This is a genomic window from Klebsiella sp. CN_Kp097, assembly GCF_040064495.1.
GTDB lineage: Bacteria > Pseudomonadota > Gammaproteobacteria > Enterobacterales > Enterobacteriaceae > Klebsiella > Klebsiella aerogenes.
The window spans coordinates 688,820-701,050 of sequence record NZ_JBEAIL010000007.1; the positions used below are offsets into that span (position 1 = coordinate 688,820).

Genomic DNA, 12,231 nt, shown 5'->3' on the forward strand with positions numbered 1-12,231 from the left:
TATGCGTATGCAACGATATGATTCAGGCGCCGCTCGCGGCCCCGCTTTTCACGAAGTCCTGGCCCGCGAGGACTGGCAGAACCAGACTATCACCCACCTCAACCGACTGCCCGCTCATCCCTCTTTTGCCAGCTGGCGCGATGCCGATGCGGCGCGCGACAACCGTCCTTCCGACCGCCGCCGTCAGCTGGACGGCAAATGGCAATTTTCCTATGCCCGCAGTCCATTTCAGGTGGATGCCAGCTGGCTACTGCATGACCTGCCTGACAGTCGCCCGACGCCGGTGCCTTCAAACTGGCAAATGGAGGGCTATGACGCGCCGATATACAGCAACGTCCGCTATCCGATTGATACCGTGCCGCCGCGGGTGCCCGAAGACAACCCTACCGGCTGCTATTCGCTACAGTTGACCGTCGATGAGGGGTGGCGGGCCGAAGGGCAAACGCAAATTATCTTTGATGGCGTCAACTCCGCCTTTCATCTGTGGTGCAACGGCGAATGGGTCGGCTACTCACAGGATAGCCGCCTGCCCGCCGCCTTTGATTTAAGCCCGTATCTGCAGCCAGGCGCCAACCGCCTGTGCGTGCTGGTGATGCGCTGGAGCGCGGGCAGTTGGCTTGAAGATCAGGATATGTGGCGCATGAGCGGTATCTTCCGTTCGGTCTGGTTGTTGCATAAACCGCAGGCCCGCCTCAGCGATGTGCAATTAACCCCGCAGCTCGATGCGCGCTATCGCGATGCGCAATTGCAGGTCAAGCTTAGCGTCGAGGCCGCGTCTGAAGCGCTGGCGGCGCTGGAAGTGGAGGTTGCGCTGTGGGATGGCAAAACGCGCCTTGCCAGCCAGCGCCAGCCGCTGGGTACGCCGATTATTGATGAACGCGGCAGCTACGGCGAGCGGGCAATCATCAATCTCGACGTCGATCGCCCGCGGCTGTGGAGCGCCGAGCAGCCTCATTGCTACCGCGCGGTGGTATCGCTATGGCGCGGCGAGACGTTGCTTGAAGCGGAAGGCTGGGATATTGGTTTTCGCCAGGTAGAAATCCGTGACGGGCTACTGTTGCTCAACGGCAAGCCGCTATTGATCCGCGGCGTCAACCGCCACGAACATCATCATCAGCGCGGCCAGGTGGTCAACGAAGAGGATATGGTGCAGGACATTCTGCTGATGAAGCAGAACAATTTCAATGCCGTGCGCTGTTCGCACTACCCCAACGCGCCGCGCTGGTACGAGCTATGCAACCGCTACGGCCTGTACGTGGTGGACGAAGCCAATATCGAAACTCACGGCATGGTGCCGATGAATCGGCTGTCTGACGATCCGGCCTGGCTTGCCGCTTACAGCGCGCGCGTCACCCGTATGGTCCAGAGCAACCGCAACCATCCCTCGATCATTATCTGGTCGCTGGGTAATGAGTCCGGCTGCGGCGACAACCATCAGGCCATGTACCAATGGTTGAAGCACAACGATCCTTCGCGTCCGGTACAGTATGAAGGCGGCGGCGCCGACAGCAGCGCCACCGATATTATCTGCCCGATGTACGCCCGCGTCGAGCGCGACCAGCCCTTCCCGGCGGTGCCCAAATGGTCGATCAAAAAGTGGATCGGTATGCCTGGCGAACAACGCCCGCTAATCCTCTGCGAATACGCCCACGCGATGGGCAATAGCCTGGGCAATTTCGCCGATTACTGGCAAGCCTTCCGCGACTATCCTCGCCTGCAGGGCGGTTTTATCTGGGATTGGGCCGACCAGGCAATCGAAAAAACATTCCCGGATGGTAGCGTCGGCTGGGCCTATGGCGGCGATTTCGGCGATAAGCCTAACGACCGGCAGTTCTGCATGAATGGCCTGGTATTCCCCGACCGGCGCGCTCATCCTTCGCTTATCGAGGCCAAACATGCGCAACAGTATTTCCAGTTCGCCTTGCTGGAACAAAATCCGCTGCGCATTGCTATCACCAGCGAATACCTGTTCCGCGCCACCGACAACGAAACGCTGCGCTGGCGAGTAGAGTGCGCCGGAGAAACGATAGCCAGCGGCGACTTAGCGCTGGCGCTGCCGCCGCAAGGGCGGGCGGAATTGATTCTTAGCGACAGCCTGGCCCTGCCGCGCGGCGCCCGCGATGTCTGGCTGCTACTCGAGGTGATCCAGCCGCAGGCGACGTCATGGTCTGAGCCCGGTCACCGCGTCGCCTGGCAGCAGCTAATGCTTACCGCGCCTCTGGCGCTAGCTGAGACCTCCGCCGAAGGCCCGGCGCCGGTCCTGACCATCAAACCCGCGATCTACGAGGTTAGCGTCGGATCCCAGCGCTGGGTTATCGATCGCCAGAGCGGGCGTTTAAGCGAATGGTATTGCGCGGGAGAACAGCAGCTGCTGACGCCGCTGGAGGATCAGTTTGTCCGTGCGCCGCTGGACAATGATATCGGCGTCAGCGAAGTCGAACGTATCGATCCGAACGCCTGGGTCGAACGCTGGAAGAGCGCCGGTCTGTATTCGTTGACGACCCGCTGCGTGAAATGCGAGGCGCAACAGCTGGCACGGGAGGTGATCGTTGATAGCCACTGGCACTATCTGCGCGACGAGGAGACGGTCATTGCCAGCCACTGGCGTATGACCTTCACCGCCGACGGCAAGCTCCAGCTCACCGTTGATGGCGAACGTGCCGCCACGTTACCGCCGCTGGCGCGCGTCGGGCTGCGCTTTCAGGTCGCCGAACAACACGCTGAGGTCAGTTGGTTGGGATTAGGGCCGCACGAAAACTATCCGGATCGCAAAAGTAGCGCCTGTTTTTCACGCTGGCAACAGCCGCTGCGCGAGATGAGCACTCCCTATATCTTCCCCAGCGAAAACGGTCTGCGCTGCGATTGCAAAGCGCTGGACTGGGGATGCTGGCACGTCGCAGGCCAGTTCCACTTTTCGGTGCAGCCGTACAGCACGGAACAGCTGATGAGGACCGATCACTGGCATCGCATGACTCCGGAAAAAGGCGTCTGGATCACCCTCGACGGCCAGCATATGGGCGTTGGCGGCGATGATTCCTGGACACCAAGCGTTCTGCCACAGTGGCTGCTGCTCGAGACCCACTGGCACTATCAGGTTACGCTTCATTGTCAATAATAACGGGGGCCTCGGCCCCCACCGCACAGGTATAATAAGATATGAAACTCTCTGAACTCACGCCCCGCGAACGGCACAATTTTATCTATTTCATGCTGTTCTTTTTCTTTTACTATTTCATTATGTCGGCTTACTTTCCCTTTTTCCCGGTATGGCTGGCGGAAGTAAACCATTTAACGAAAACCGAAACAGGGATTGTGTTCTCCTCCATTTCACTGTTCGCGATAATTTTCCAACCGGTGTTTGGCCTGATTTCGGATAAGCTCGGGCTGCGTAAACATCTGCTGTGGACCATTACCGTACTGCTTATTTTATTCGCCCCATTCTTTATTTTTGTCTTCTCGCCGCTGCTGCAAATGAACATTATCGCCGGCGCGCTGGTGGGGGGAATTTATTTAGGCGTGGTATTTTCCAGCGGTTCCGGCGCGGTCGAGGCCTATATTGAACGCGTCAGCCGCGCCAACCGTTTTGAATACGGCAAAGTACGCGTCTCGGGCTGCGTCGGCTGGGCCCTGTGCGCGTCAATTACCGGCATCTTATTCGGTATTGATCCTAATATTACCTTCTGGATAGCCTCCGGTTTTGCGCTGGTGCTTGGCGTGTTGCTATGGCTATCGCGCCCGGAAGCCAGCAGCAGTGCGCAGGTTATTGACGCCATCGGCGCCAACCGCCAGGCCTTTTCTCTGCGTACGGCGGCCGAACTGCTGCGAATGCCGCGTTTCTGGGGATTTATTATTTATGTTGTGGGCGTCGCCAGCGTATATGACGTTTTTGACCAGCAGTTCGCAAACTTTTTTAAAGGCTTTTTCGCCACGCCGCAGCGCGGGACCGAAGTTTTTGGCTTTGTCACCACCGGCGGTGAATTACTCAACGCGATGATTATGTTCTGCGCCCCGGCAATTATTAACCGCATCGGCGCGAAAAACGCCCTGCTGATCGCCGGTATAATTATGTCGATGCGCATTCTCGGATCTTCATTTGCGACTTCGGCGGTGGAAGTGGTCATTTTAAAAATGCTGCACATGTTTGAATTACCGTTCCTGCTGGTCGGGACCTTCAAATATATTTCTTCCGCATTTAACCCTAAGCTTTCCGCCACCCTATTTTTAATCGGCTTTAACCTGTCGAAACAGCTTTCCGGCGTAGTGCTTTCGGCCTGGGTCGGGCGGATGTACGACACCGTGGGTTTTCACCAGGCCTACCTGATCCTCGGCTCAATCACCCTGAGCTTTACCCTGGTATCGCTATTTACCTTAAAAGGCGGTAAGACGCTGCTGCCCACGGCAGAGTATAACAACGCGGCCTGAGAGATTAACGTTCCGTCAGGGATGACGGCAACGCCGCTTTAATTTGCGTTTGCCCACCGTTATTTTCCAATTCGTAGATGCGGCTCTGCGCACGCGCCGAGATCAATTGCGCCAGTTCCGCCGAGTGGCTGGTGAGCCAGATCTGGCTATAGCGTGATGCTTCGACAATCAGTCGCGCCAGCGCCGGGAACATCTGACGATGCAGGCTGTTTTCCGGCTCATTAATGGCGAGAAAGGCCGGTGGTCGTGGGCTGAGTAAGGCAACCGCCAGGCATAAAAAACGCAGGGTACCGTCAGACATCTCCGCCGCCAGCAGAGGCCGATAAATCCCCTCCCGGCGCATCTTCATCACGAACCGCGAGTTGTCGTTCTCACAGAAAAAGGTACAGTCGGGGAACGCTTCGCCGAGGATTTCATGCAGCAACTCCTCAGCGCCAATTTCGACGATAGTCTGAAATGCCGCCGCCAGATTGCCGCCATCGCTATCGAGCACCGGCGAACGGTAGCCGACCGTCGGCTGGCGCAGCGGTGAAAGCCTGCCGATGGCAAACTCATGGTAAAAACGCCAACGGCGCATGGTCTCCCGCACGCGCGATACTTCCGGAAAACGATGCGGCTCGCCAAGCTGGCCGAAAATAGACTCGTTTTCGTAAATGGTATCGGTGAAGGTACTTTTTTCACCATTGACATCGACCAGGAACGCCGCCTGGTTTTTCCGCTGCAGTACACGCGATGATGGCCGGCGGTTAAAGCCCGACAGCCAGATATTCTCTTCTTTAACGATCGGATCGAGCATGAATTGCGTCGGATACGGCAGTTTTTCCGGAAACCCGACCTGCAGTTCATATTCAAATTCATCGGTCAGGCAGGCGATTTGCAGACGCCGTGGGTGGCGGTCGGTCGGCGCCTGCTTGCCTGACCACATGATGTTCTCCAGCCCGCCCTCCTCGCTGACATAGCTGGAGAACTGGCCGTTAGCCGAGGCGGTTAACAGATGGATTGCTTTGTAGATATTCGATTTTCCGCAACCGTTAGGGCCAAACACAATATTCAGCGGCCCCAGTTCCAGTTCAATCTCTCTGACTGAACGGAAATTATTGATACGAATACGGTTAATCATGCCATTCCTCAGGCGTGCCGACGCTCAACTGAGCGATTTTTTCATCCCGCGCGTCAGCGCGACTCTGGCGAGCTTATCGGCATCCAGGTGTGTATCACTAAACACGCCGAAAAACAGGCGTTCATTATCAATAACCTGCGACACCACCCGGTAGTTCAGCGGAAGCCCGGATGGCGCACCGTACTGCGCAGGCGTGACGGAAACTTCCGTCGCGGTGTCGGCGACGCTGACCAGCAGACCATCTGCTTTGCCGCCCACCAGCATGACCTTAATTAACGGGTGCACTGTGTTCCTCCCGAGTGGGGTCAAAAATGTCATTGAACAAGTCCCTGGCCACGCCCAAGCGCCGCAGGAAAAAACATCATCGTAAGTACTTTTTTATAGTTCATAGCGGCCAGGAATATAAAAAAAAACAAATTGCACTTTGTAAGTACGCATTATTAGTAGTAAAGGCCGACAAATGATGAAGGAAAAAAGTGGAATTGTGAATCTTAACAACTCTTATTTGTTGCTCCGGGCGTTGAGAATGGTCGCAAAATGTACATTGGTGACAGTAGCATGCCGTGCGTTTTGGTTGCCCGAACAAGGCGCAATGCGCCGCCGCCGGGAAAAACCCTGGCGGCGGGTAGCACAGTATCTACAAACCGCGATTTTTCAACATCGGCTCGATCAGCGGATCGTGCCCGCGCCAGTCGCGATACAGCGCTTCGAGATCGCAGCTGTTACCGCGCGATAAGATCGCCTCGCGGAAACGTTGACCGTTTTCCCGGGTTAATCCCCCCTGCTCGACAAACCACTGATAACCGTCGTCGGCAAGCATTTGCGTCCACAGATAGGCATAATAGCCCGCCGCATAACCGCCGCCGAAAATATGTGAGAAATAGCTGCTGCGATAGCGCGGCGGAACCGCCGCCAGATCCATCTGCTCCTCGCGCAGAGACTGCTGTTCGAAAGCATCGACATCCTGCGGCAGCCCCTGCGAGGTGACGCTGTGCCAGTGCATGTCCAGCAGCGCCGCCGCCAGCAGTTCGCTCATGTCATAACCCTTATTGAACGTTGAGGCGCGGAACATGCTGTCTCGCAGATCGTCCGGCATGGCTTCGCCGGTCTGGTAGTGCTTCGCATAATGGGCGAAGACCTGCGGCTCGCGGGCCCAATGTTCGTAAATCTGCGACGGAAATTCGACGAAATCGCGCGGCGTATTGGTGCCTGAAAGGCTCGCATAACGCTGGTTAGCGAACAGGCCGTGCAGCGCATGGCCAAACTCGTGGAACAGCGTGATGACGTCATCCCAGGATAGCAGCGCGCAGCCGCCGGCTTTTGGTTTCTGGTAGTTGCAAACGTTGTAAATCACCGGATGCTGGGCACGCAGCGTCGATTGCTCGACAAATACGTCCATCCAGGCGCCGCCGCTTTTGCTATCACGCGAGAAATAATCGCCGTAAAACAGCGCCATGCCTTCGCCGTTGGCATCAAAGATTTCCCAGACCCGCACATCGGGATGGTAAAGCGGAATATCAAAACGTTCGACAAAACGGATGCCAAACAGTTGGGAGGCGGTCCAGAAAACGCCATCTTCCAGCACCCGGTCCAGAGCGAAATAGGGTTTTAGCTGCGCTTCATCGATGGCGAATTTAGCGCGCCGCACCTGCTCGCCGTAATATAACCAGTCCCAGGCCGCGGCCTGAAAATCACCGCCCTCTTCATCAATAACCTGCTGGATGTCGGCAAGCTCCTGTTCGGCGCGTCGGCGGGCCGCAGGCGCGATGCGGCGCATAAAGGCAAGCGCCTCAGACGGCGTTTTCGCCATTTGATCGGCCATCGACCAGCTCGCGTAATCGGCGACGCCCAGCAATTCGGCCTTACGCGCGCGGATTTCCGCCAGCCGCAAAACCAGTTCACGGGTGTCGTTGGCATCGCCCTTCTGGTTACGCGTCCAGCCCGCGGCGAACAAATTGTGCCGGGTCTGGCGATCGGCAAGTGCCTGCAGCGCCGGTTGCTGGGTGGTATTGGTCAGCGCCAGCAGCCAACGGTCGTGCAGGCCTTTGTCGCGCGCGGCATCGGCGGCGGCGGCAATCTCATCCGCGGCCAGTCCGTCAAGCTGGTGTAGATAATCAACAACCAGACCGCCGGACTTCACTGCCGCCAGCAGACGCTGCTGGAACTGACTTTGCAGCAACGCCTCCTCGGTATTCAATGCTTTTAGCGCGGTTTTCTGCTCTTGCGCCAACGCGGCTCCCGCCAGCTGAAAACGCTGCCAGCTCACTTCGAGCAGACGACGCGACTCCGGATCCAGACTCAGGGCATCGCGCTGCTGCCAAACCTGTTTGACTCGCTGGTACAGCGCATCGTTGAGCCAGATATCGTTGCCAAGCTCGGCGAGCTCGGCGGAAAACTGTTCGTCCAGTTGCTGTATCAGCGGATTGGTATTCGCCCCGGCCATCGCGAAAAAGACCCGGGTCACCCGCCCCAGCAACTGACCGCTCTGCTCCAGCGCGACCAGGGTATTGTCAAAATCCGCCGGCGCCGGGTTATTGATTATCGCCGCGATCTCCTCGCGCTGGCGCCGTACGCCCTCATCAAAAGCCGGGCGATAATGACTATCTTCAATCAAATCAAAATGCGGCGCCTGGTACGGCAGTAGGCTGACGTGTAAAAAGGGATTATTGTCCGTCATCATTCTCTCCTGAACGCGGGTATCCACTAAGATTAGGCAACTCGTTGATTGGTCGCAATGATTTATCCTGCCAGCGCGTTATACCAACAGATGACGATACGATTTTCCTTTACCGCGCGGCGTTATCGCATGCTATGTTATGACAACACAAAAAGCGTTGAGGAACAGTAAGATGATTATTCTGGTGACTGGTGCAACTGCTGGATTTGGCGAATGTATTACTCGTCGTTTTATCGCTAACGGCCACAAAGTAATCGCCACCGGGCGTCGTGAAGAACGCCTGAAGGCGCTCAAAGAGGAGCTTGGCGATAACCTGTATACCGCGCAACTCGATGTGCGTAATCGCGCCGCCATCGAAGAGATGATCGCCGGGTTGCCTGCACAGTGGCAGGCTATCGACGTCCTGGTGAACAACGCCGGCCTGGCGTTAGGTCTGGAACCCGCCCATCGCGCCAGCGTTGAAGATTGGGAAGACATGATCGATACCAACAATAAAGGCCTGGTTTACATGACCCGCGCGGTGCTGCCGGGGATGGTTGAGCGTAATCGCGGCCATATTATTAATATCGGTTCGACCGCCGGCAGTTGGCCCTACGCGGGCGGTAACGTCTACGGCGCGACCAAAGCGTTCGTGCGCCAGTTCAGCCTGAATCTGCGCACCGATTTGCACGGCACTGCGATTCGCGTCACCGATGTCGAGCCGGGCCTGGTTGGCGGCACCGAGTTCTCCAACGTACGTTTTAAAGGCGACGATGCGAAAGCCGGTAAAACCTATGAGAACACCCAGGCGCTGACGCCGGAAGATGTCACCGAAGCGGTGTGGTGGGTCGCGAATCTGCCGAAACACGTCAACATAAACACGCTGGAAATGATGCCGGTCAGCCAGAGCTTTGCCGGTCTCAGCGTCCATCGTCAGGGCTAACGTCCTCTGCGGCCTGGCCTGCGGGCCAGGTCTGGGCGGAACGGTAAAAAACGAGTAAAATAATGCTCATAACCCATTAAAAAGTAATCATCAATGGCCGCAGAAACGCAACTGAATCCGACCCAGCCCGTCAATCAGCAAATCTATCGCATCCTTCGCCGGGATATTGTCCATTGCCTGATCCCGCCGGGAACGCCGCTGTCGGAGAAAGAGGTGTCGGTGCGATTTGATGTCTCTCGCCAGCCGGTACGCGAAGCCTTTATCAAATTGGCGGAAAACGGGCTGATTCAGATCCGCCCACAGCGCGGCAGTTATGTGAATAAAATCTCGATGACCCAGGTACGCAACGGCTGTTTCGTGCGTCAGGCCATTGAGTGCGCGGTAGTACGCCGCGCAGGTTCGATGATCAACGATGAACAGCTCTATCAGCTGGAGCAAAACCTCAACCAGCAGCGGGTGGCGGTAGAGCGTCAGCAGCTCAATGATTTTTTCCAGCTTGATGACGAATTTCACCAGAAATTGTCTCTTATCGCCGACTGCCAGCTGGCGTGGGACACCATTGAAAATATTAAAGCGACCATCGACCGGGTTCGTTATATGAGTCTCGATCACGTGACCCCGCCGGATATGCTGCTGCGTCAGCATCTCGATATTTTTCATGCGCTGGAAAAACGCGATCTTGATGCCGTCGAACAGGCGATGAATATCCACCTGCATGAGATTAGCGAGTCGGTATTGTTAATTCGTCAGGAAAATAGCGAGTGGTTCAGCGAAGAATAATGGGATAAGCGGCAGCCAACGTTGCGTCAGCTGCCGTAAAATAGATTACCGCACCACTAACACCGGAACGTTGGCATAGCGTAAAACGGATTCAGCGTTTGAACCAAGAAGGTGGGTTGAAATACCCGGTTTACGTGAGCCAATAACGATAACGTCAAACTTTTCTTTTTCGCTCAGCGCTAATATTTCCTCACGCACATTACCAAAAACAATGTGGGTATGGATCCGCGAAGCCGGGGTAGAAAACAACCGCGAGAGATCGCGCATTTTCTTTTCCGACTCCTCTTTCATATAGGCTTCAAATTTACGAATATCCGCCGTAAAGCCGCGCAGCAAAGAACTGGTGCTGTTAGGCAGCACGTTCAGCAACGTGATTTCACCCTCTTCGGCAGATGCTAAAAAATCGGCGTGACGAACGGCCTTATCGCTTAAATCCATTTCAAAAACATCGACCGGCAACAGTATTTTTTTGTACATAGCCTGAGCTCCTTAGTCCTGAAGAAACCGTTGGGATGATTTTATTCTGCCATATTTAAACGTATGGGAATACGATCAATCACCCAAATAAATACTTCAGAGATAAAAATAAATTTCAGAAATGTATAATTAATTATAGATTTTTAGAGTGATGTACAGGCGGGAAATATCAAAAGGTATTCGTATTGCTAATACAAAAATAGCCCGGCACGCTATACGTTGCCGGGCTACTAATGGAATGATGGTTTTTTACTGGGCTTTAGCCCATTCGGCAACGGTCGCCTTCGCGCCGTGAATCTGTAAAGAGAGATACGCCGCCGTCACCGCATCGACAAAACGCGCTTCCTGCGGCAGGCTATCGCCGAAAATGGCCTTAATACCCAGCAGCGCCTGCACGCGTTCGCTACCCTCTTTACTGCCCTGCACCGCCTGTTGAATTACCGGCAGCAGCGGATCGCTGATTTCAATCGCCTGCCCCTGATCATCGACGCCGCTCACGTAGCGCATCCAGCCGGCAATACCCAGCGCCAGCAGGCTGAAATCACTGTGATGCGCCAGGTGCCAGCGCACGGAATCAAGCATACGCTGCGGGAGCTTCTGGCTACCGTCCATCGCAATCTGCCAGGTGCGATGCTTAAGCGCCGGATTGCTATAACGCTCAATAAGCAAACCAGCATAACGCGCCAGATCGACGCCCTGTACTTTTAGCGTCGGCGCTTGCTCTTGCAACATTAACGCCTGCGCGGCGCGGCGGTAGTTATCATCCTGCATGCAATCATTGATATGCTGATAACCGGCGAGATAACCCAGATAAGCAAGGAACGAGTGGCTGCCGTTGAGCATACGCAGCTTCATCTCTTCAAACGGCACCACGTCAGTGACCAGCTCCGCACCGGCTTTCTCCCACTGCGGACGACCAGCCACGAAGTTATCTTCGATAACCCACTGGCGGAACGGTTCACAGGCCACGCCAGCCGGATCGCGCACCCCGGTGAGTTGTTCAATTTTATCCAGCGTATCTGCGGTCACGGCCGGAACGATGCGGTCGACCATTGTGGAAGGGAACGTCACGTTCTGCTCAATCCACTGCGCCAGTTCGTCATCAACGGCGCGGGCATACGCACAAACTACGTTGCGCATTACGTGGCCGTTTTCCGGCATATTATCGCAGGACATCACGCTGAAAGCCGGCAGACCGGCGGCGCGACGGCGCGCCAGCGCTTCTACCACCACGCCCGGCGCCGATTTCGGCTGGTGTGGAGTTTGCAGATCGGCGGCAATCAGCGGGTTATCGAGCTGCAGCTGGCCGGTGGCCGGAGAGTGGCAGTAGCCTTTTTCGGTGATGGTCAGCGAGACAATCGCCACCTGCGGTTCGCACATTTTCGCCAACACGCTTTCCAGGCCATCGACCTGCGCATGCATCGCCTGCTTCACCACGCCGACGACGCGCGCGGTCCAGGCATCGGCGGACATTTCAGCCACCGTATAGAGCAAGTCCTGCTGTTGCAAATCGGCAATCTGCTGCTCACCGCCAATGAGGTTCACTTCGGTATAGCCCCAGTCGCTGCCGTGTTCGGCGGCAAGGATATCGGCATACACCGCCTGATGGGCGCGGTGGAAAGCCCCAAAACCGAGATGAACGATGCGAGAAACCAGCTTGCTGCGATCGTAAGAAGGAAGCGTTGCCCTGGCGTTTAAAAGCGTGTTTTCCATGGTGTCTCTCAATTTTATGATGACTGATAAATCATTCTCAAACAGAATGTTTTGGTGAGGTAAACCATCGCACGCAATTGGTATGACATCTTTGATTTCCATCAACTACCATACAAGAAG

9 protein-coding genes are annotated in these 12,231 nt (G+C 55.9%); 4 read left to right on the forward strand and 5 right to left on the reverse strand.

Annotated features, from left to right (window positions below):
- Nucleotides 1–7: 7 nt before the first annotated feature.
- The gene (locus ABLV07_RS13745) at nt 8–3,115 is read left to right on the forward strand and encodes a beta-galactosidase (protein WP_151084991.1); all 3,108 of its coding nucleotides are present in this window, start codon (nt 8–10) and stop codon (nt 3,113–3,115) included.
- 41 nt (nt 3,116–3,156) lie between these two features.
- Entirely contained in the window at nt 3,157–4,422 is a 1,266-nt protein-coding gene (locus tag ABLV07_RS13750) for an MFS transporter (RefSeq protein ID WP_015705302.1), read from the forward strand.
- 4 nt (nt 4,423–4,426) lie between these two features.
- Here the strand turns inward: ABLV07_RS13750 and ABLV07_RS13755 are convergent, their stop codons facing one another.
- The 3 genes from ABLV07_RS13755 to dcp all read right to left on the reverse strand — a co-directional run bounded on the left by ABLV07_RS13755 (nt 4,427) and on the right by dcp (nt 8,219).
- Nucleotides 4,427–5,542 (reverse strand): AAA family ATPase, encoded by a 1,116-nt coding sequence (locus ABLV07_RS13755; protein ID WP_032711571.1) that lies wholly within the window; start codon nt 5,540–5,542, stop codon nt 4,427–4,429.
- Between the two features lie 24 nt (nt 5,543–5,566).
- Complete coding sequence (locus ABLV07_RS13760; RefSeq protein WP_015705301.1) at nt 5,567–5,827, reverse strand: hypothetical protein; 261 nt, start codon at nt 5,825–5,827, stop codon at nt 5,567–5,569.
- 352 nt (nt 5,828–6,179) lie between these two features.
- Complete coding sequence (dcp, locus tag ABLV07_RS13765) at nt 6,180–8,219, reverse strand: peptidyl-dipeptidase Dcp (RefSeq protein WP_139397411.1); 2,040 nt, start codon at nt 8,217–8,219, stop codon at nt 6,180–6,182.
- Nucleotides 8,220–8,391: 172 nt separating this feature from the next.
- Between dcp and ydfG the strand changes: the two genes are divergently transcribed.
- Both ydfG and ABLV07_RS13775 read left to right on the forward strand, forming a co-directional pair.
- Complete coding sequence (gene ydfG / locus ABLV07_RS13770; protein ID WP_015366753.1) at nt 8,392–9,141, forward strand: bifunctional NADP-dependent 3-hydroxy acid dehydrogenase/3-hydroxypropionate dehydrogenase YdfG; 750 nt, start codon at nt 8,392–8,394, stop codon at nt 9,139–9,141.
- 93 nt (nt 9,142–9,234) lie between these two features.
- Entirely contained in the window at nt 9,235–9,921 is a 687-nt protein-coding gene (locus ABLV07_RS13775) for a GntR family transcriptional regulator (RefSeq protein ID WP_015366754.1), read from the forward strand.
- A 45-nt stretch (nt 9,922–9,966) separates the two neighbouring features.
- On the opposite strand, the gene ABLV07_RS13780 is transcribed toward ABLV07_RS13775, so the two are convergent.
- Nucleotides 9,967–10,398, reverse strand: a complete 432-nt coding sequence (locus ABLV07_RS13780; protein WP_139397409.1) for a universal stress protein — start codon at nt 10,396–10,398, stop codon at nt 9,967–9,969.
- Nucleotides 10,399–10,647: 249 nt separating this feature from the next.
- Nucleotides 10,648–12,111 carry a mannitol dehydrogenase family protein gene (locus tag ABLV07_RS13785; protein WP_015366756.1) on the reverse strand — a complete coding sequence of 488 codons (1,464 nt, stop codon included), beginning with the start codon at nt 12,109–12,111 and terminating at the stop codon, nt 10,648–10,650.
- Between the last annotated feature and the right edge of the window lie 120 nt (nt 12,112–12,231).

Coding starts and splice junctions, on each gene's coding strand:
- dcp (WP_139397411.1), bottom strand. CDS start 8,219: ATGACGGACAATAATCCCTTTTTACACGTCAGCCTACTGCCGTACCAG.
- ydfG (WP_015366753.1), top strand. CDS start 8,392: ATGATTATTCTGGTGACTGGTGCAACTGCTGGATTTGGCGAATGTATT.
- ABLV07_RS13785 (WP_015366756.1), bottom strand. CDS start 12,111: ATGGAAAACACGCTTTTAAACGCCAGGGCAACGCTTCCTTCTTACGAT.
- ABLV07_RS13755 (WP_032711571.1), bottom strand. CDS start 5,542: ATGATTAACCGTATTCGTATCAATAATTTCCGTTCAGTCAGAGAGATT.
- ABLV07_RS13750 (WP_015705302.1), top strand. CDS start 3,157: ATGAAACTCTCTGAACTCACGCCCCGCGAACGGCACAATTTTATCTAT.
- ABLV07_RS13780 (WP_139397409.1), bottom strand. CDS start 10,398: ATGTACAAAAAAATACTGTTGCCGGTCGATGTTTTTGAAATGGATTTA.
- ABLV07_RS13775 (WP_015366754.1), top strand. CDS start 9,235: ATGGCCGCAGAAACGCAACTGAATCCGACCCAGCCCGTCAATCAGCAA.
- ABLV07_RS13745 (WP_151084991.1), top strand. CDS start 8: ATGCAACGATATGATTCAGGCGCCGCTCGCGGCCCCGCTTTTCACGAA.